Raw genomic sequence first — 18148 nt, 5'->3', positions numbered from 1 at the left:
CTTGGCGGGGGACAAGTGGGTCAAGGGCGCGGGGTTGTCAAATCGGAAGGAGCCCGGGCCTTTGCAAGATCCGGTACCTGTCAGATCCCCGCATACCATTCGTAGCCGCGATCCTCCCAATAACCGCCCTGACCGTCTCCGATCCCGGACAGGCTCTCCACGACCTCGATCCTCATGACGTATTTGGCGTGTTTGTAGCCAAGCTGGCGCTCGACCCGCAGGCGCAAGGGCGCGCCGTTCGAGACGGGCAGGACCTTGCCGTTCATGTCGTAGGCCAGGATCGTCTGCGGATGGAAGGCGTCGGTGAGGTCGATGCTCTCGTAGTACCGGATCGGACGACCGTTCGGACCGCCATCGCCGGCCTCTATCTCAGCCACGTCCCCACCCTCGAGACCGCCACCGGCCATCTCCATCGTGTCGGCGCAATGGAACACGACGTAGCGCGCATTCGGCTTCAGCCTCGCCCGGGTCAGGACTTCGCCGAGCGGGACGCCCGTCCACTTGCCGATGGCGCTCCATCCCTCGACGCAATCGTGCCGGGTGATCTGGGTCCGCGAGGGCAGGGCGCGCAAGTCGGCGAGGGACAGGTCCTGCGGCTGTTCGACGAGGCCGTCGATTTTCAGCCTGAAGGTCGCGAACCCGGCCTTGGCCAGGGTCTTGAAATCGTCGTCCGGAGGGTCGATCGTCCCGTTCGGCTTGAACCAGGGCGAGATGTCACCTTCGTAAAACTCGTGGGCGAGGGAGGTCGGCGTCAGCAGGAGACGCTGCACGAACAGGTTGGCATCCTCCCCGAGCTTCAGCGTGCGCCGTCCCCAACCGGTGCCGGCGATGCGGTCGCAGCCGCCGAGGAAGGCGGAACCCAGCAGGCCGGCCGCGCCGGTGAGGATGCCGCGACGGTTGGGAGCGCGCGTCATCGGCCCTTCCTCGGATCGGAGGTCTCGCCCGGGTAGGAAGTCTTGCCCGGATCGGAGGTCTTGGTCGTCTCGATCACGAACCAGCCGGTGACCATGCCGCGCAGATTGTTCCAGGCCCCCGAGACCAGCACCAGTGCCACATGGACGAGGGTGAAGAGCACCAGCAGGTTCGTGACGATGAAATGGACGGTCCGCGCCGATTGCCGGCCGCCGAACAGGGCGGGCAGGGGCAGCACGGCGTTGAAGCCCGGCGACATGGCGAGGCCCGTGAGCAGCATCAGCGGCAGGAGGATGGCAATCACCACGAGGTAGCTCAGTTTCTGCAGCGTGTTGTAGCGCCGGGCTTCGTCGCCTTTCGGGAAGGTTAGGGTGAGGTGCTCGCGGACCGAGCCGCCGAAATTCTTCAACTGGTCTCTCTGAGGCACGATCCGGCGGCGCAACTGGCCGCTCTCGAGGCCGTAGATGAGATAGATCAGCCCGTTGATCACGAAAGCCCAGGCGAACAGGAAGTGCCAGCGGCGCCCGGTGGCGAGGTCCTGCTGCGCCGGCAGGGTGATCCAGGCGGGGAAGGCCCGGCCCGTGGCCTGTCCCTGCACGGTGGAGAGGCCGAGCCAGCCGGTCGTGTCGATCGCGTGACCGGCGATCCTCACGATCCCGCGCGCCGCTCCCTCCGCCGTCTCGTCGTTCGTGATGGCGAGGAGGGGCGCGTCGAAGGTCGAGGCCGAGCCCAAGTACAAAGCCGGATGGGCGTTGAAGATCTGTAGCCCGCTCATCAGCAGCACGGCGAGGCAGACGAGGTTGATCCAGTGCGCGGCCCGGATCACCGCGGGGTGGCGGAAGATCCAGCGGCGTTGGATCGTCTCGATCCGCTCGTCGGGCCGTCTCGTCGTGCTGGCTGCCAAGGGGCGGACTCCGGCCTCGATCACGTCTCGCGCCCATCCCGAATCACCGGGTGCGCGCATGCTCGGCGAGACTACGAGCCAGGGGGTGGAAAGGTTACACGTCCCGGACTTCTTGCCGGGCTCCTTGCCGCTCCCCGTCCGCCTCCCTATAGCCATGGTCTCAGAATGACCGTCGCACCCGCCTCCTTCCCCCATCGGCACCTTCTCGGCATCGAGGGGCTGTCGCGCCCCGACATTGAGGCCCTCCTCGACCGGGCGGAGGATGCCGTGGCCCTCTCCCGCCAGGTGGAGAAGAAGCGCACCACCCTGCGCGGCCGCACTCAGATCAACCTGTTCTTCGAGCCCTCGACCCGCACCCAGAGTTCGTTCGAACTCGCGGGCAAGCGTCTCGGCGCCGATGTGATGAACATGTCGGTGGCCTCCTCCTCGGTGAAGAAGGGCGAGACCCTCATCGATACGGCCGCCACCCTCAACGCCATGCGGCCCGACATCATCGTCGTGCGCCACCACTCCGCCGGGGCCGTGCATCTCCTGGCCCGCAAGGTCGATTGTTCCGTGGTCAATGCCGGCGACGGCGCCCACGAGCATCCGACCCAGGCCCTCCTCGACGCGCTCACCATCCGCCGCAACAAGGGGCGGATCGAGGGCTTGAGGGTGGCGATCTGCGGCGACGTCCTGCACAGCCGCGTCGCCCGCTCCAACATCATCCTGCTCCAGGCGCTCGGCGCCCGCGTGCGGGTCATCGGACCCTCGACGCTGCTCCCCACCGGGATCGAGCGCTTCGGCGTCGAGGTCTTCACCGACATGCGCAAGGGCCTCGAGGGCTGCGACATCGTGATGATGCTGCGGCTCCAGCGCGAGCGCATGAACGGCTCCTTCGTGCCCTCGGTGAAGGAGTATTTTCGTTATTTCGGCCTCGATGCCGAGAAGCTGGCGCTGGCCGCGCCCGACGCCCTGGTGATGCATCCGGGGCCCATGAACCGCGGCGTCGAGATCTCGTCCGAGATCGCCGACGGGGCGCAATCCCTGATCCGCGAGCAGGTGGAGATGGGGGTCGCCGTCCGCATGGCGGTCCTCGAAGCCCTCGCGACGCATCTGCCGAACGCCTGATGGTCATGACCGGACACGTCCTCCTCACCCATGCCAGCCTCCTCGATCCGGCCACGAGCCGCGAGGGGCCGGGCCATGTCCTCGTCCAGGACGGGCGCATCGCCGACATCGCCTGGGGTGCGTCACCCGCCGCCCCCGAGGGCGCCGAGATCGTCGATTGCGGCGGCCATGTCCTGAGCCCCGGCCTCATGGATCTCCGCGCCTTCGTCGGCGAGCCGGGCGCCGAGCACCGTGAGACCCTGGCCAGCGCCAGCGCGGCGGCGGCGGCCGGCGGGGTCACCACCCTTGTCTGCATGCCCGACACCAACCCGGTCATCGACGGGCCGGCCATCGTTGACTTCGTCCTGCGCCGCGCCCGCGACACGGCCTGCGTCACCGTCCTGCCCGCCGCCGCCATCACCAAGGGGCTGGCTGGCCAGGAGATGACCGAGTTCGGTCTGCTGCAGGAGGCCGGCGCCGTCGCCTTCACCGACGGCCTCAAGGCCGTTCGCAACGCCCAGGTGATGCGCCGCGCCCTCACCTATGCCCGCGATTTCGACGCCCTGCTGATGCAGCACGTGGAGGAGCCCGACCTCGTCGGCGAGGGCGTGATGAACGAGGGCGAGATGGCCTCGCGCCTCGGCCTCGTCGGCATCCCGCGGGAGGCCGAGACGGTGATGCTGGAGCGCGACATCCGCCTCGTTCGCCTCACCGCCGGCCGCTACCACGCCGCCATGATCTCATGCGCCGATTCGGTGGAGATCGTGCGGCGGGCCAAGCACGACGGCCTGCCCGTCACCTGCGGCGCCTCGGTGAACAACCTCGTCCTCAACGAGGGCGATATCGGCCATTACCGCACCTTCTGCCGGCTCTCGCCGCCGCTGCGGCACGAGACCGACCGCCTCGCTTTGGTGGAGGCCCTGAACGAGGGCGTGATCGACGTCATCGTCTCCGATCACAATCCCCAGGATGTCGAGACCAAGCGCCTGCCCTTCGCCGAGGCCGCCGATGGGGCGCTCGGCATCGAGACCCTGCTCGGCGCGGCGCTCCGCCTCGTCCATACCGGCGACGTGGCGCTGCCTCGCCTGCTGGAGGCCCTCACCGTCACCCCGGCGGCGATCCTGCGGCGCGAGGCCGGGCGTCTCGCCGTCGGCGCGCCGGCCGATCTCGTGCTGATCGATCCCGACCTGCCCTACGTGCTCGACAAGCGGACCCTGAAGTCGCGCTCCAAGAACTCGCCCTTCGACGAGGCGCGGCTGCAAGGAGCTGCGATCCTGACCATGGTCGGCGGGCGCATCGTCTACCGGGCCGCGCAGGGTACGGAGGCGGCGGCGTGACCCCCGTCCTCGATGCCGGCTGGCCTCTCCTGCTCGCGAGCCTCGCCGGCGGTTACCTCGCCGGCTCCATCCCGTTCGGGCTGATCGTCACGCGTTTTGCCGGCCTCGGCGACGTCCGCGCCATCGGCTCGGGGAATATCGGCGCCACCAACGTGCTGCGAACCGGCCGCAAGGGGCTCGCCGCCGCGACCCTGCTCGGCGATGCGCTGAAGGGTACCCTCGCCGTGCTGGCGGCGAAACAATTCGGCGAAGGTGCGGCCTTGGCGGCCGGGCTCGGCGCCTTCCTCGGCCACCTCTTCCCGGTCTGGCTCGGGTTCAAGGGCGGCAAGGGCGTCGCCACCTTCCTCGGCGTGCTCCTCGCCTTCAGCCCCATCGGGCTCGCCGCCTTCGCGGCGATCTGGCTCGGCCTCGCCTTCACGTTGAAATACTCGTCGCTCGCCGCGCTTGCCGCCTCAGCCGCGACACCCATCGTCCTGTGGGTGGCGGGACAGCCTGCGGTTGCGCTGCTCTTCCTCATGCTCGCGATCCTGCTATGGTGGAAGCACGCTCCCAACATCCGCCGACTGCTCGACGGCTCCGAGGGGCGGATCGGGCAGAAGGGCTGACCTTCCGTCGAGGGAGGTCCGGGGCATGGGCATGCAACTCAACCCCGCCCAGCGCCTCGACTGGCTCCGGCTGATCCGCACCGAAGGCGTCGGCCCGCGCACCTTCCGCACCCTGATCAACCGGTTCGGCGGCGCCGGTGCGGCGCTGGAAGCCCTGCCGGACCTCGCGAAACGCGGGGCCAAGCGCGTCGTGCCGGTGACGCGGGCGCAGGCGGAAGCCGAATTGGAGGCGGCGGCCAGGATCGGGGCCCGCCTCGTGGCCATGGGCGAGGACGATTACCCTAAGCTGCTCCAGGCCGCCGATTCGGCGCCGCCCCTGATCGCGATCCGGGGGCAGGCGGCGATCCTCTCCCGGCCCGCCATCGCCATCGTCGGCTCCCGCAACGCCTCGGCCGCCGGCCTCGGCTTCACCGAGCGTCTGGCGCGGGGCCTCGGCGAGGCCGGCCTCGTGGTGGTCTCGGGGCTGGCGCGCGGCATCGATGCCCGCGCGCACAAGGCGTCCCTGGCCTCGGGGACGGTGGCGGTGCTCGCCGGGGGCCATGACCGGATCTATCCGGCCAATCATCAGGCCTTGGTGGAAAGCATTCTCGATTCCGGCGGCGCGGTGTTGGCCGAGATGCCCATGGGCTGGGAGCCCCGCGGCCGGGACTTTCCCCGGCGCAACCGTATCATCTCCGGCCTCGCCTACGGTACCGTGGTGGTGGAGGCCGCGCGGCGCTCGGGCTCGCTCATCACCGCGCGCTTCGCCCTCGAACAGGGCAGGGAGGTCTTCGCCGTGCCCGGCTCGCCCCTCGACCCGCGCGCCGAGGGCACCAACGACCTCATCCGCCAGGGCGCGACCCTGGTCTCGGAGGTGGAGCACGTCACTTCCGCCATCGCGCCGCTGCTCGGGCGCGGGGATTTCGAACAGGGGACCGGCCAGCTCGCCCTCGACCGGCCCGACCTCGCCGACGCCCCGATCTTCTGGGACGAGCTCGACGGGATCGGCGGCCCGGCCCCCGAGGCGGAGGAGAAACTTGAGGGGCTGGAGCCCGAGGAGGCGGAACCCGCCGACGACCGCGCTCGCCTCATCGCCTATCTCAGCCCGACCCCCATCGGCACCGACGATCTCGCCCGCGCGGCGGGGCTCAGCGTGCGCATCGTCCAGACGACGCTGCTGGAACTCGAACTCGACGGCCGGATCGAACGGCATGGCAGCGGAGCCGTGTCGCTGGTGTCGTAGGGAGGGCGAATGTCCGTCCCTCTCGCCACCTGCCTACTGGTTCGCCCATCGCGCGGGATGCGCTGTCCTGCCCTCCCCCCAGCGGATCTCGGGCCTGCCCGAGATTCATCGAGCTTGTGGGGAGGAATTGGAGGCGGGGGTGGTTGGGCGACCCTGATCCTTCGGAGGCTGGCGGAGCCACCCCCACTCCTAACCTCTCCCCACAGGGGGGAGAGGGACGCGGTCTGCCTGAAAAAGCAGGTGTGGGAATGCCCTAGCGCCACCGCGCGGATGCGCGCCCTACCGCAAAAAGTCCCCGAACGAGCGCGGGCCGTCCGGCACCGGGATGTCCTTGATCACCTTCAGCGTCGTGGCGTCGATGACGCCCAGCGTGTTGGAGCCCCAGTTGGTCACGTAGAGGCGGCTGCCGTCGCGGGAGGCGGCGATGCCTTCCGGGTGGTCGCCCACCTCGATGGCCGCCACGTTGGTGAGGGTCTTCAGGTTGAACACCGTCACGGTGTTCGAGTACTGATCGGTGACGAAGCCGCGCGTGGCGGTGAGGGCCACCACGTAGGGCCGCTCGCCGGTGGTGACCCGGCCGAATTCCCGCCGTCCGGCCACATCGATAACGGAGACGTCGTTCGACATGACGTTGGCGGTGTAGGCGCGGCTGCCGGTCTCATCGAGGGTGATGCCGAACGGGTGCTCGCCGACCGGGATCTTCACCGTCTCGGTGGCGGTGGCCGCATCGACCACGGAGACGGAATTGCCCTCGCGGTTGGCCACCAGGATCGTGGCGCCGTCCGGCGTCACCGCGATGCCCGAGGGCGAGGCGCCCACCTGGATCTCGGTCTCGATCTTGGAACCGTCGGCCGAGACCACGAAGATGCGGCTGCCGTACCAGTCGGCCACGTAGACCACGCCGGATTTCGGATTGACGGCGACGCCGAGCGGGCCGCCGGGCAGGGCGAGCGTGCCCGTCACCGCGCGGGCGTCGAGATCGACGATGGCGAGGCCGTGGCCCTCGGGGCGGGTGACGTAGGCGGTCTTGCGATCGAGCGACAGGGCGATGCCGGCCGGCGCCCCGTCCACCGGAATCTGCGCGGTGACGACCTGCGTGTCGAGATCGATCACGGCGAGGATGTTGGCCCCCTGCGCCGTGATCAGGGCCTCGTCGGCGAGGGCGGGGGCGGTGGTCAGGGTGAGGAGCAGGCCGACGACCTGCGCCACTCTCCTCCCCCTTGTGGGGAGGAGTTGGAGGTGGGGGTGGTTGGGGGACCCTCCTGCTGCGGAGGCTGGCGGAAGCACCCCCACCCTCGGTCCCTCCCCACAAGGGGGAGGGAGGAGCGCGTCGCCACTCGGTTCGGTGCAAGCCACCGGATCCGAGGCCCTAGGGTAAAACAGGCTCAAGAGCCCTTCTCGGCCTTGGCCTTCACGTTATCCAGGCCGGCCTTGTAGAGGCCGAGGACGGCCGCCTTGGAAGCCTCGTCGTTCAGGTCCGGCGGCGGATCGTTGTTCATGTAGCCGCGGTAGAACGCGCCGCGCCACGTCACCTTGGACTTGGCGCCGTCGCCCTCGACCTCGATGGTCGAGGAATAGTCGTTCACCGGCAGCGTCTTCACGTCCACCTTGGTGATCCGGTACATGTAGGTCTTCTTCTCGGCGTCGTATTTGGCGAGCTCTTCCTCGACCGTGGCGCCGCCCTTGAGGGTCAGGACGCGGGTGGCCTTGACCTCGTTGCCGCCCTTGCCCTCGGTCTTTTCGACCACGGGAATCCAGCTGCCATCCTGGAAGTTGCCGAGCACGGCCCAGACCTTGTCGGCCGGGGCGTTGATCTCGATGGTCTGCGAGACCTTCTGGCGGGTCGGGCCATGGGCCTGCGCCGCGTAGGATACCGTGGCGAGCGCCGCCACGGCGGCCAGCGTCTTGAATCTCATCAACCCTGTCTCCTCGGGAACGCACCTTCTAGGGTGCTTGGGGGGCTCGTGCGAGAACCGGTTCGTCGCGCCCGAGGGCAGCGGCGACCTTGTCCTCGATCCAGTCCCAGGCCTCGCGCTCGGCGGGCCCGGCTGTCTTGGATATCGCGATGGCGTGGTAGCGCATCTCCGTCAGGATCTTGTCCGGCTCCAGCATGTGCAGGCGCGTCGACAGGATCGCCGCCTCCAGCACCGCGCCTTGAGCCCGGTTGTAGCCGAAGAACGGCATATGGCTGGCGCTGTGTACCATGCGGGCACGATAGCGCGGGCGCGTCGCATCGTCCTCCACAGAGATCACCTCGAACTCGGCATGGCCGAAGCTTTCGGCGAGGCGCCGGCCCGGGATGCGGTCGCAGGGCAGGGTGGCCCAGTCGCGCCGCCCGGTGACCGCGCCGGCGATCACCCGCACGTCGCTCGGGCTCGACGCGGCGAAGACCGGGTTGGCCTCGAGGTTGAGGATGGTGGGGGAGGGCCGGAACGGGGCCAGCACCCAATCCTCGCCCTCGCGGATGAGGCCGAAGGGCACGAGATGCAGGTCGCCGGAGGGCGAGGTGGTGGTGACGATGGTCTCGAGGATCAACGGCATCGGATCAGGACTCGCCGCTCTGGTCGGGCCGGTCGTTCGGGACGAATTTTCCGCAGACGATGCGGCCGCCCTCGTCCGAGAGCGCATCGCCGGCCCGCGACCGGCGGGCCTCGTTCGGGGCTGGCTCGATCGTCTCCGGTCTGGCCGCACCCGCTTCCGGGGGCACGGCATCGCGGGTGGCGCGCTCCGCGCCGCCGGGGCCGGAATGCTTGGTATGCCCGGCCTTCTTGAAGGCAGTGGTGTCCTCGACCTCCTCGTCGGCGGCGACGCCCCAGCGCAGGGGCTCGTCCTGGACGTAGCGCTTGCCGAGGCGCCAGGCCGTCTCGGCCTTGGTCAGCTCGCCGCCGAGATAGAAGGCGTGGGCCCCGTCGGCGGCGACATCGAGATCGGGAAAGAACGCCATGGCATCGGTGCCGATCGTGTGGACGTCGCGGTTGAAGGCGTGGATGCCGTCCTCGGCCACCGCGATGCGGTAGTTCGGGTCGCGCACCTCCGCCGCCTGGGCCGCGATCTCCGCCGGGGTCTGCACGAAGGGGCGCTTGTCGTGCACGGCCAGCAATTGGCGTCCGTAGCCCTTGGGCAGGGCGGAATCGGCCTTTGCGGCGAACATCACCCGGCGGGCGGCGTCGTGCTCCTCCACCGTGCGCCGGGTGTGGTTGGAGACCTGGACGATCAGGACGTTGCGGATCGACAGTTCCGAGCACATGCCGACGAGGAGGGCGGTGACGCCGAGGCTGTCGGCCTCGGTGAGTTCGGTGAGGTTGCCGGTGCCCATCATCATCTCGATGCCGGGCCAGCGCTTGCGCGTCTCGTGATAGCGCGTGATCGATTCGACGAAGCCGAAATGGATCGGCTCCAGGATCGGGTCGGCCATGTAGGGCCGGCCGGCCTTCTCCATGCGCTCGATGGCGCGGTCGAGGGAAGGCAGGTCGTCGGGCCGCATCGGCACCAGGATCGGCACCGCATCGGTCTCGAAGGCGAGGTCCAGAGTTTCCTCGTTGAGGCTCAGGAGAAAGTCGGCACCGGCCTTCGCCCCGCGGGTCAGCTCGTCGAGGGAGAAGGAATCGACGCTGACCTTCAGGCCCGCCCCCTTCAGCAGGCGCACGCACTCTTCGAGATGCGGGAACTCGGTGTCGGGGAGGCCGCCGAGATCGATCACGTCCGCGCCGCGTCGCGCCAGGTCGAGGCCCTTGGCCAGGATCTGCTCGGGATTCATCTTCGAGGCATCGACGATCTCGGAGAAGATGCGCAGATCGTGCCGCGAGAGATCGACGTTGCGTCCCGCGAGGCCGAGATAGGCCGGAAGGTCGACCACCTCGTCCGGCCCGCGCTCCACCGGCAGGCCGAAATGGGCGGACAGCGCCTCCGGATTGGCGCGGCAGCGGCCCGGCAGGACGATGCGCGTGGCACCGTCGGGGATCGTCACGCGGCGGCGGATGATTTCCTCGGTCATCAGCGCGGCGACCTTCACACCGGCATCGGCGATGCTCCAGGTAAAGCGCTCGGCCGGCAGGGTCGCGGCGACCTTCTCCAGACGCGCCTTCGCCATCCGGCCGGTGATGAAGACGAGATGTTCGGGCGCGCTCACGCAGCGGCCCTTACGATATCGGCGCCCGGACCCCGGATCACGATCTCGCCAGCGTAGGACGCGGCGAAGGCGGGAAAGGCCGCGTCGACCACGCCCATCCGGACGAGGTCGGACACGCTCGCACCCGCCGGGCGATCGATGGATTTCACCAGGATGCAGCGGGGCGCCTCGAGTTCGGTGGCGAGCCAGAGGGCGAGGCTGTCCGACGTGACGTCCCAGGACTCGGGGATGGAAGGGTGTCCGTCTTTTAGCGCGACAGGGTCCCAGATGACGGACGCCTCGGCCGAGCGGGCTTCCATTACGCTGCGCACGATGGCGAGGCGCGGCTCGCCCTCCGAAAGCACCTCCGCCATCCGGCCCATGGCATTGAGGGCGAGGCGGTGGGCGAGGGCGTCCGAGAAGTCCAGTTGTCCCTGGGCCTGACGCACCGCGTCGGCGAACGGACCGCCGCCCGGCACGACGATGCAGCGGCCTTCGCCACCATCCGCCAGGACGCCGAGAAGCCGTCCGAGCCGCGCCGCGTCCGAGACGAGGCTGCCGCCGAGCTTCACGATGGTGGGAGGCGCGCCCGTCACGCCGCGTTCCGCCGGTCGAGCCCGCGAAGAGTCTGCACGGCCAGGGCCACGCGCTCCGCGTCGAGGCCGCGCGTCCGGTCGCTGCCGAAGCAGAGGCCGCCGCGAAAGCCGAGATAATCCGGCCGGTGCACGGCGAGGACGGCGATGTCGGCGATCGTCAGCGATCCCGCGAGACCGGAGAGCAGGCCATGGAGGCGGGCGTCGGCGGTGAAGGCCGAGAGGCGAGGGGCGGGCAGGAGGTCGCCGAGGCGCCGGCCGTCTTTGGCGGCGGTGTCGATCATCACCCCGGCAAAGCCCGCCCCGGCGAGGCGGCCGACGAGGTCGTCCGGCATCGGTGCTCCGGCGAAGAGGACCGCGATCAGGCGGCCGGGGGCGGCCCGCGCCGCGGCGGCGAGGGCGTCGTCGTCGAAATCGGCCCGCACGGCGACCTTGACGTAGCCGATGCCGGTCCCGGCCATCGCCGCGACCGATCCGGGCAGGGAGGCGGCGTCCTGCGGCTCGCCGGCCACCGCGCTGCTGACGGCCTCGTCCGCGATGGACGCGACGATCGCCCGGACCGTCTCGACGGGGAGCGCCCCGAGCGCGCCCCGGACGGGGTCCTTGGCATCGACGAGGTCGGCGCCCGCCCGTGCCGCCATCACGGCCTCGTCGGCGTCGCGGACGCTGACGAGGAGGCGGGGACGCGCGCGCAGATCGGATGACATCGGCTTCGACACGGAATGATGGGGCAACGGGAGACTCAGGATCGGTTGGGCAAGGGTTCGGCCAGGAGACGGTTCTTGACCACCCATCGCATGGCATGGGCCCATGTGTCGTCGGTATCGGCCCGGATCACCACCTGTCCAGCCCGCACGACCTTGCCGGAAGCGGCGTCCGAGATGACGACGTAGAGATTGAAGATCTGGTTGGAGCCCTTCTCCACGAAACCGTTGACGGCGAGATCGGCCCCGAGGCTCTTGGCGATGGTGGCGGCGCAGCCCTCGCATTTGAAGAGGGGAGCCTGTTTGGCGATCTCGGCGGCCTGGGGCGCCACGTCCACGACCTCCACCGCATTGCCGGCGGTGAGCGCCTTGCGGAGCTCGTCCGTGACCAGGGCGAGGCGTCGAGCTTCGTCGGGACGCGCCTTGCGGCCGCCGACCACACCCGGATCGTTGAGTTCGATCCCGAAGATCGCCGCCTTGTCGGGGGCGGCGAGGGCCGGTTCCACCAATACCGGACCCGCCAGAATCGCGAGCACGACGGCCCGCGCCACCGCGTGTCCGAGGCTGGGGAGTGGCAATGAAACCATGGGCTTGGCGCGACGAGACCTGACGAATGGGGACATGGCGAACCTGTGTCACGATCGATGCGGCCTGCGGCGGACACCGCGCCCGTGCCTTGAAAGTCGAGCAGTGACCGGATTTGACAAGTCGTGCAAATCGGCTCGCCCGCTCCGAGCGATCTCGCGTGTATTCGCGCTCATCGGCGCGCAAGCGACGCTCCGCCGCGCCTTAGGGTTTCCTTATGCTTCCGCGATTGAGCGTATCCGCGCAATGTTGTTAGCGTGCCGACCGTATGAACGCATCGCTCCTCTCCCGATCCGCCGCCCTCGTCCTCACGCTCGGCCTCGGCGGCACGGCGTCCCTCGCGGTGGCGCAGGAACCGGCGGCCTCCGCGCAGGCGGCGGAGGCCGCTCCGGGTGACACCCATATCGGCCTGATCTACCGGCCCGAGATCGCGCCGTCCTCCTACGATGCCGAGGCCGCGCCGGAGGATGAGGGCGTCGCCGGCGCCCGCATGGCGGTGAAGGACAACAACACGACCGGCCGCTTCACCAAGCAGACCTACGCACTCGACGAGGTCGCTCTGACGGAAGGGAGAAGCGCCGTCGACGCCGCCCGCGATCTCGTGGGCAAGGGGATCCGCTATCTCGTCTTGGCGCTGCCGGCCGATGAGGTTCTGGCGGTCGCCGACGCGGTCAAGGGGGAGGGCGTGACCGTGTTCAACACCGCCGCGCCCGACGACCGCCTGCGCGGCGCCGAGTGCCGCAAAAACGTCTTCCACGTGATCCCGAGCCGGGCGATGCAGACCGACGCGCTGGCGCAGTTCTTCACGCTGATGCGCTGGCGCAAGATGTTCCTAATTGTCGGCCCCAACGACAACGACAAGCTCTATGCCGACGCGTTCCGGGCCTCGGCCAAGAAGTTCTCCCTGAAGATCACCGCCGAGAAGCCCTGGACCTTCGGCCCTCTCGCCAAGGCGCGGGGCGACACGCCGACCCGCTCCGAGGCGATGGTCTTCACCCGAGGCGTCGATTACGACCTCGCCATCGTCGCCGACGAGGCCAATGATTGGGGCGACTACGTCCCCTTCCGCACGGTGGACCCCCGGCCGGTCGCGGGAACGCAGGGGCTCATCGCGGCCACCTGGCACCCGACTCTGGAGACCTGGGGGGCGGCGCAGGCGCAGAACCGCTTCCGGCGTCTCGCCGGCCGGCTGATGCGGCCTCTCGATTACCAGGTCTGGGCGGCCGTGCGCTCGGTGGGCGAGGCGGCGACGCAGAAGAAGACCGCCGACCCGGCCGTGCTCGCACCCTACTTCGCCGACCCGGCCTTCAGCCTGCCCGCCTACAAGGGCGTCTCGCTGACCTACCGTCCCTGGGACCATCAGCTGCGCCAGCCGATCATCGTGGTGCAGCCCAAGGCCATGGTGACCGTGGCGCCCGAACAGGGCTTCACCCATCAGCGCACGCCGCTCGATACCCTCGGTGTCGACCTTCCCGAGACGGCGTGTAAGTTCTGACGGTCCGCGAATGGTCGGGGATCTGCGAATTTTCGCGCCCGTCCTGCGGCAACGCGCTTGCGTTCCGCGTGCAGGCATGCGCTCCCCGTCAGGACAAACTGCACTATAATCACTGTCAATCGCGCAAAGAAGCGATGCCCAGGGAGAAGACGGAATGAGCCTCGGCTTCAAGGCAGGCGTGTGTGTGGCCGCCCTCGTCGGTGCGACGATGGCTTTGACCGCCACCGCGCAGGCCTACACGGTCTACGTGACCAACGAGAAGGGCAACACCGTCAGCGTCATCGACACGGCGACGATGGCCGTGACCGGAACCTGGAAGGTCGGTCGGCGCCCGCGCGGGGTGACGACGAGCAAGGACGGCAAGGAGCTGTTCGTTTGCGCCAGCGACGACGACCGCATCGACGTGCTCGACACCGCCACCGGCAAGGTGGTGCGTTCGCTCCGCTCCGGACCCGATCCGGAGCAGTTCATCCTCGGCCCCGGCGGCAACCCGCTCTACGTCGCCAACGAGGATGACAGCCAGGTCACGGTCATCGACATCGAGAAGAACAAGGTCCTGGCCGAAGTGCCCGTCGGTGTGGAGCCGGAGGGAATGGGTCTGTCGCCGGACGGCAAGATCCTGGTGAACACCTCCGAGACCACCAACATGGCGCATTTCATCGACACCGCCACGTTCCAGGTGATCGACAACGTGCTGGTGGATGCGCGGCCGCGCTTCGCCGAATTCACCTCGGACGGCAAGTTCCTCTGGGTCTCGGCCGAGGTCGGCGGCACGATCAGCATCATCGACGTCGCCGCGCGGCGGGTCATCAAGAAGATCATCTTCAAGATCCCGGGCGTGAACGACGAGGCGATCCAGCCCGTGGGTATCCGCATCACCAAGGACGGGACCAAGGCCTTCGCAGCGCTCGGCCCCGCCAACCGCATCGCGGTGATCGATGCCAAGACCTACGAGGTTCAGAAGTACCTACCCGTGGGACAGCGGGTCTGGCAGCTCGCCTTCACCCCGGACCAGAAATTTCTGTTCTCCACCAACGGCTCCTCCAACGACGTCTCAGTGGTGGATGTGGAGGCGGACAAGGTGATCAAGAGCATCCCGGTGGGATTGCTGCCCTGGGGGGTGACGGTATCGCCGAATTGAGGTGCACTTTCCCTCCCCACAAGGGGGAGGAGGGACGCGCGGATATGCCGAAGGACGGACCGCCTCAAGGCGGCCAATGGGAGGACGATCACATGACGAGGACGATGCGGACGATCACCCTCGCCCTGGCGGCCCTGCTCGCCACCGGGCCGGCCTCGGCCCTCGATCTCACGAAGAAGCGCTCCACCCTGCCGGATCTCGTCCTCGGCAATGAGGAGGGCAACGATTTCGTGGTCGAGAACCGGGAGATCGAACTCGAATCCGGCAAGGCCTATCGCTTGCGCATCGTCGCCAAGGGCCGGCAGGAATATAAGTTCTATGCCACCGAGTTCTTCCGCAACATCTGGTTCAACCAGATCGTGATCCAGCATCTCGAGATCCACGGCAGCGGCCCACCGGACCACCTCGAATTCGACGATCCGGGCGAGATCGCCATCGAGTTCGTGACGATCAAGCCGGGCGAATATCCCTGGTCGATCCATGGACTCGAATCCAAGGGCATGACCGGCAAATTCATCGTCAAGTAAGGCAGGGCCTCCGCATGCGTCTCCTCATCCCGACCTTCGCCCTCCTCCTCGCCGCCGGCCCGGCGCTCGCCGACGACAAGGCCGCCTGTGCCGAGGGCATCGCCATGATCAAGGACGCCCTCGCCAAGGGGCCGTCCGAGACCGCCGCGCCGAAGCTCAAGAAGGCGCTCCGCGTGGCCGAGCGCGAGCAGGGCGAGGGCGAGTTCGACGAATGCCTCGATGCCGTCGGTGACGCCAAGCGGGCGATGAAGCCGTGAGCGACGGGGCAGGGGAGAGTGCGGCCCTCGACGTGGCCGGCGTGAGCCATCGCTTCGGCGCGCGCGCGGCCCTGTCCGACGTCTCGATCCGGGTGGAGCGGGGCCGGTTCATGGCCCTGCTCGGCCCCAACGGCGCCGGCAAGACAACCCTGTTCTCGGTGATCACCCGGCTCTACGCCAACCAGGACGGCCGGGTCTCGATCTTCGGCCACGGCCTCGACCGCGAGCCGTCCCGGGCGCTCGCCCGCCTCGGCGTGGTGTTCCAGGCCCGGACCCTCGATACCGACCTCACCGTCGAACAGAACCTCCTCTACCATGCCAGCCTGCATGGCATCGCGCGCCGGGCCGCGAAGGCCCGCATCGCTGCGCTGCTCGCTCGCGTGGGCCTGAGCGACCGGCGCGACGACAAGGTGCGCACCCTCTCCGGCGGCCAGTCGCGGCGCATCGAAATCGCCCGCTCCCTGGTGCATGAGCCGAAACTCCTCCTCCTCGACGAGCCCACCGTGGGGCTCGATCTCGAATCGCGTGCCGACATCGTCGCCATCGTCCGTGCCCTGGTGCGGGAGGAGGGGCTTTCGGTCCTCTGGGCGACCCATATCTTCGAGGAGATCGACGCGGCCGACGACGCGGTCGTTCTTCACAAGGGCCGCATCGTCGCGCGGGGGACGGCCGCGTCCATCGCTGAAGGCGACGAGACTTTGGAAGCCGCCTTCCGGCGCCTCGTCGCCGAACCGCCGAGGCAGGCCGCATGACGAAGACCGTCGCCACCACCGCTTCGACGGCTGCGAACGTCACCGAAAAACCGGTGCCCCATCTCGGCCGCCTCGACGCGGTCGGCTACCTGATTTGCCTCGGCGGCATCGTCCGTCGCGAGTTGCTGCGGTTCTTCAACCAGAAGGAGCGGTTCTTCTCCGCCCTCGTGCGGCCGCTGGTCTGGCTGTTCATTTTCGCGGCGGGCTTCCGCAACACGCTCGGGGTCTCGATCGAGCCGCCCTACCAGACCTACGTCCTCTACGAGGTCTACGTGGTGCCGGGGCTGGCCGTGATGATCCAGCTCTTCAACGGCATGCAATCCTCGCTCTCGATGGTCTACGACCGCGAGGTCGGCTCGATGAAGGTCCTGCTGACGAGCCCCTATCCGCGCTGGCTGCTGCTGCTGGCCAAGCTGATCGCCGGCGTCACCGTCTCGGTGGTCCAGGCCTACGCCTTCCTCGCCATCGCCTGGTTCTGGGAGCTCGACATCCCCCTCATCGGCTATGTGGCGGCGCTGCCGGCCTTCATCGCCTCGGGGCTGATGCTCGGCGCCATCGGTCTGCTTCTGTCCTCGATGGTCAAGCAGCTCGAGAATTTCGCCAGCGTGATGAACTTCGTGATCTTCCCGATGTTCTTTGCTTCATCGGCCCTCTACCCGCTCTGGCGCATCCGCGAATCGAGCGAGACGCTCTACCTGATCTGCATGGCCAATCCCTTCACCCATGCCGTCCAGCTCGTGCGCTTCGCCCTCTACGGACAGTTCGAACCCGTGGCCTGCGCCGTCGTCCTGGGCACGACCATCGCCTTCTTCACCCTCGCCGTCATCGCCTACGATCCCGGTCGCGGCATCATGGCCCGGCGCGGCGGACCGGCCGGAGACAATTCATGATTTTTTCGCGGACATTCGTGCTGGCCATGGCGGCCGGCGCTCTCCTCTGTGGGCCGGCCCTCGCTCAGCCCAAAGCCGATCCGGACTGGCCTTGCGTCCAGCGCAAGGTCTCGACCCTGAGTCCCGGCACCGTCTGGACGGGGCCGGATCTGGAGGCCGCCGGCCCGTGGGGCGACGATTACGAGGCGGCCTCGCTCGCCCAGAAGATCGCCTCGCGCCGCACCGACCTGAGCGAGGTCGATCCGCTGCTCGACGAGTTCGTCGCCAAGGCCGGGGACGAGAAGGCCAAGCGCCTGACGCGGGTCTTCGCCGGCGTGTTCGAGGTCGTCAACAACGAGCGCAGCCGGGTCATCGGCGGCATCGCGCGCTATGCCCAGGGACAGCGGCGCATGGCCGAGCGCATCCGCCAGGAGGCCGACCAGATCAGCGCGGTGAAGGACGGCCCGAGCGCCAACGACGCCCGCGAGATGCCCAAGGAGGCCTCGGAACTGGAGACGAAATTCGCTTGGGATCGGCGCATCTTCCAGGAGCGCAGCCAATCCCTCAATTATGTCTGTGAAGTGCCGACCCTGCTGGAACAGCGGCTCGGCGAGGTCGCCCGCAAGATCCAGGCGCGCCTCTGACCCGACGGCCTCGACGCCTGCAAACCCGCATCCTCGTCAGGCCCGCCGAATCCCAGCGGGCCTTTTTCATGTCTCCTACGAGGTTCTCCGTAAGCCCGACCCAAGGGTCACGTTCACGCAGGCCCGGTCTTCGATCCATGCGGCCGGGCGGGTCCCGCTCACCGCGTTCGATTCGCCCGGCATGACGTGAGGCCGCCACGTTCGAGCGGCCTGCTCAATCCAAGAATTCACCGAAAACATTCCGGCACCGTAGATTGCCGAATGATCCCGTTTGTCGTTCCTATTGGTCCCGAAGCCTCTGAATTCTCAGGTGAATTATGTTGCGCGGAGGTCACGCGAAGACACCATCTCCGTAAGACCCTTATGAGAATCGGTGAAACCCCTCGTCACCGGATTGTCCAAGC

20 protein-coding genes are annotated in these 18148 nt (G+C 68.5%); 11 read left to right on the top strand and 9 right to left on the bottom strand.

What is annotated here, in order from left to right:
- Positions 1-80: 80 nt before the first annotated feature.
- Together ACYQOP_RS18595 and ACYQOP_RS18590 are read right to left on the bottom strand one after the other, a co-directional pair.
- Positions 81-914 carry a molybdopterin-binding protein gene (locus tag ACYQOP_RS18595; protein ID WP_461223410.1) on the bottom strand — a complete coding sequence of 278 codons (834 nt, stop codon included), beginning with the start codon at positions 912-914 and terminating at the stop codon, positions 81-83.
- Positions 911-1816 (bottom strand): cytochrome b/b6 domain-containing protein, encoded by a 906-nt coding sequence (locus ACYQOP_RS18590; RefSeq protein WP_461223409.1) that lies wholly within the window; start codon positions 1814-1816, stop codon positions 911-913. Before ACYQOP_RS18590 ends, ACYQOP_RS18595 begins: the two co-directional genes overlap by 4 nt.
- Positions 1817-1981: 165 nt before the next feature.
- Between ACYQOP_RS18590 and ACYQOP_RS18585 the strand changes: the two genes are divergently transcribed.
- The 4 genes from ACYQOP_RS18585 to dprA are packed head-to-tail and all read left to right on the top strand — an operon-like array spanning position 1982 to position 6069.
- Positions 1982-2926: an aspartate carbamoyltransferase catalytic subunit gene (locus ACYQOP_RS18585; protein ID WP_311275153.1), complete on the top strand. Its 945-nt coding sequence runs from the start codon at positions 1982-1984 to the stop codon at positions 2924-2926.
- Positions 2926-4242, top strand: coding sequence for a dihydroorotase (locus ACYQOP_RS18580; protein WP_461223408.1), 1317 nt, complete (start codon positions 2926-2928; stop codon positions 4240-4242). The genes ACYQOP_RS18585 and ACYQOP_RS18580 overlap by 1 nt, the downstream gene beginning before the upstream one ends.
- The gene (plsY, locus tag ACYQOP_RS18575) at positions 4239-4847 is read left to right on the top strand and encodes a glycerol-3-phosphate 1-O-acyltransferase PlsY (protein ID WP_461223407.1); all 609 of its coding nucleotides are present in this window, start codon (positions 4239-4241) and stop codon (positions 4845-4847) included. Before ACYQOP_RS18580 ends, plsY begins: the two co-directional genes overlap by 4 nt.
- 31 nt (positions 4848-4878) lie before the next feature.
- Positions 4879-6069 (top strand): DNA-processing protein DprA, encoded by a 1191-nt coding sequence (dprA, locus tag ACYQOP_RS18570; protein WP_461225378.1) that lies wholly within the window; start codon positions 4879-4881, stop codon positions 6067-6069.
- A 279-nt stretch (positions 6070-6348) separates the two neighbouring features.
- On the opposite strand, the gene ACYQOP_RS18565 is transcribed toward dprA, so the two are convergent.
- From ACYQOP_RS18565 to ACYQOP_RS18535, 7 genes are all read right to left on the bottom strand, one after another.
- Positions 6349-7278, bottom strand: coding sequence for a beta-propeller fold lactonase family protein (locus tag ACYQOP_RS18565; protein WP_461223406.1), 930 nt, complete (start codon positions 7276-7278; stop codon positions 6349-6351).
- A 176-nt stretch (positions 7279-7454) separates the two neighbouring features.
- Positions 7455-7985, bottom strand: coding sequence for an SRPBCC family protein (locus tag ACYQOP_RS18560; RefSeq protein WP_056424374.1), 531 nt, complete (start codon positions 7983-7985; stop codon positions 7455-7457).
- 28 nt (positions 7986-8013) lie between these two features.
- Positions 8014-8610, bottom strand: coding sequence for a DUF447 domain-containing protein (locus ACYQOP_RS18555; protein WP_056454114.1), 597 nt, complete (start codon positions 8608-8610; stop codon positions 8014-8016).
- A 4-nt stretch (positions 8611-8614) separates the two neighbouring features.
- A complete protein-coding gene (locus tag ACYQOP_RS18550) occupies positions 8615-10198 on the bottom strand; it encodes a DUF6513 domain-containing protein (RefSeq protein ID WP_461223405.1) in 1584 nt (527 codons plus the stop codon).
- Entirely contained in the window at positions 10195-10773 is a 579-nt protein-coding gene (locus tag ACYQOP_RS18545) for an amino acid kinase family protein (RefSeq protein ID WP_461223404.1), read from the bottom strand. The genes ACYQOP_RS18550 and ACYQOP_RS18545 overlap by 4 nt, the downstream gene beginning before the upstream one ends.
- Positions 10770-11477: a (5-formylfuran-3-yl)methyl phosphate synthase gene (locus tag ACYQOP_RS18540; RefSeq protein ID WP_311275160.1), complete on the bottom strand. Its 708-nt coding sequence runs from the start codon at positions 11475-11477 to the stop codon at positions 10770-10772. The genes ACYQOP_RS18545 and ACYQOP_RS18540 overlap by 4 nt, the downstream gene beginning before the upstream one ends.
- A gap of 35 nt (positions 11478-11512) precedes the next feature.
- Positions 11513-12061: a DUF3280 domain-containing protein gene (locus tag ACYQOP_RS18535; RefSeq protein ID WP_461225376.1), complete on the bottom strand. Its 549-nt coding sequence runs from the start codon at positions 12059-12061 to the stop codon at positions 11513-11515.
- A gap of 266 nt (positions 12062-12327) precedes the next feature.
- Between ACYQOP_RS18535 and ACYQOP_RS18530 the strand changes: the two genes are divergently transcribed.
- The 7 genes from ACYQOP_RS18530 to ACYQOP_RS18500 all read left to right on the top strand — a co-directional run bounded on the left by ACYQOP_RS18530 (position 12328) and on the right by ACYQOP_RS18500 (position 17744).
- Positions 12328-13554 (top strand): ABC transporter substrate-binding protein, encoded by a 1227-nt coding sequence (locus tag ACYQOP_RS18530; protein WP_461223403.1) that lies wholly within the window; start codon positions 12328-12330, stop codon positions 13552-13554.
- A 154-nt stretch (positions 13555-13708) separates the two neighbouring features.
- Complete coding sequence (locus ACYQOP_RS18525) at positions 13709-14695, top strand: YVTN family beta-propeller repeat protein (RefSeq protein WP_461223402.1); 987 nt, start codon at positions 13709-13711, stop codon at positions 14693-14695.
- A 92-nt stretch (positions 14696-14787) separates the two neighbouring features.
- Positions 14788-15222: a cupredoxin domain-containing protein gene (locus ACYQOP_RS18520; RefSeq protein WP_207413108.1), complete on the top strand. Its 435-nt coding sequence runs from the start codon at positions 14788-14790 to the stop codon at positions 15220-15222.
- A gap of 14 nt (positions 15223-15236) precedes the next feature.
- Positions 15237-15479 (top strand): hypothetical protein, encoded by a 243-nt coding sequence (locus ACYQOP_RS18515; RefSeq protein WP_056424355.1) that lies wholly within the window; start codon positions 15237-15239, stop codon positions 15477-15479.
- Positions 15476-16231 carry an ABC transporter ATP-binding protein gene (locus ACYQOP_RS18510; RefSeq protein WP_056424352.1) on the top strand — a complete coding sequence of 252 codons (756 nt, stop codon included), beginning with the start codon at positions 15476-15478 and terminating at the stop codon, positions 16229-16231. Before ACYQOP_RS18515 ends, ACYQOP_RS18510 begins: the two co-directional genes overlap by 4 nt.
- Positions 16228-17121 (top strand): ABC transporter permease, encoded by an 894-nt coding sequence (locus ACYQOP_RS18505; RefSeq protein ID WP_461223401.1) that lies wholly within the window; start codon positions 16228-16230, stop codon positions 17119-17121. The genes ACYQOP_RS18510 and ACYQOP_RS18505 overlap by 4 nt, the downstream gene beginning before the upstream one ends.
- A complete protein-coding gene (locus tag ACYQOP_RS18500) occupies positions 17118-17744 on the top strand; it encodes a hypothetical protein (protein ID WP_056424346.1) in 627 nt (208 codons plus the stop codon). Before ACYQOP_RS18505 ends, ACYQOP_RS18500 begins: the two co-directional genes overlap by 4 nt.
- Positions 17745-18148 lie beyond the last annotated feature (404 nt).

Source organism: Methylobacterium sp. CM6247 (genome assembly GCF_054817925.1).
The sequence above is the reverse complement of the archived record's forward strand: the minus strand, read 5'-3'. Positions and strand labels throughout refer to the sequence as shown.

Bases quoted from the DNA above. Each gene is read 5' to 3' on its own strand.
- ACYQOP_RS18595 (WP_461223410.1), bottom strand. From the start codon at position 914: ATGACGCGCGCTCCCAACCGTCGCGGCATCCTCACCGGCGCGGCCGGC.
- ACYQOP_RS18585 (WP_311275153.1), top strand. From the start codon at position 1,982: ATGACCGTCGCACCCGCCTCCTTCCCCCATCGGCACCTTCTCGGCATC.
- ACYQOP_RS18540 (WP_311275160.1), bottom strand. From the start codon at position 11,477: ATGTCATCCGATCTGCGCGCGCGTCCCCGCCTCCTCGTCAGCGTCCGC.
- ACYQOP_RS18530 (WP_461223403.1), top strand. From the start codon at position 12,328: ATGAACGCATCGCTCCTCTCCCGATCCGCCGCCCTCGTCCTCACGCTC.
- ACYQOP_RS18515 (WP_056424355.1), top strand. From the start codon at position 15,237: ATGCGTCTCCTCATCCCGACCTTCGCCCTCCTCCTCGCCGCCGGCCCG.
- ACYQOP_RS18505 (WP_461223401.1), top strand. From the start codon at position 16,228: ATGACGAAGACCGTCGCCACCACCGCTTCGACGGCTGCGAACGTCACC.
- ACYQOP_RS18535 (WP_461225376.1), bottom strand. From the start codon at position 12,061: ATGGTTTCATTGCCACTCCCCAGCCTCGGACACGCGGTGGCGCGGGCC.
- ACYQOP_RS18580 (WP_461223408.1), top strand. From the start codon at position 2,926: ATGGTCATGACCGGACACGTCCTCCTCACCCATGCCAGCCTCCTCGAT.
- dprA (WP_461225378.1), top strand. From the start codon at position 4,879: ATGCAACTCAACCCCGCCCAGCGCCTCGACTGGCTCCGGCTGATCCGC.
- ACYQOP_RS18560 (WP_056424374.1), bottom strand. From the start codon at position 7,985: ATGAGATTCAAGACGCTGGCCGCCGTGGCGGCGCTCGCCACGGTATCC.
- ACYQOP_RS18500 (WP_056424346.1), top strand. From the start codon at position 17,118: ATGATTTTTTCGCGGACATTCGTGCTGGCCATGGCGGCCGGCGCTCTC.
- ACYQOP_RS18520 (WP_207413108.1), top strand. From the start codon at position 14,788: ATGACGAGGACGATGCGGACGATCACCCTCGCCCTGGCGGCCCTGCTC.
- ACYQOP_RS18525 (WP_461223402.1), top strand. From the start codon at position 13,709: ATGAGCCTCGGCTTCAAGGCAGGCGTGTGTGTGGCCGCCCTCGTCGGT.
- ACYQOP_RS18555 (WP_056454114.1), bottom strand. From the start codon at position 8,610: ATGCCGTTGATCCTCGAGACCATCGTCACCACCACCTCGCCCTCCGGC.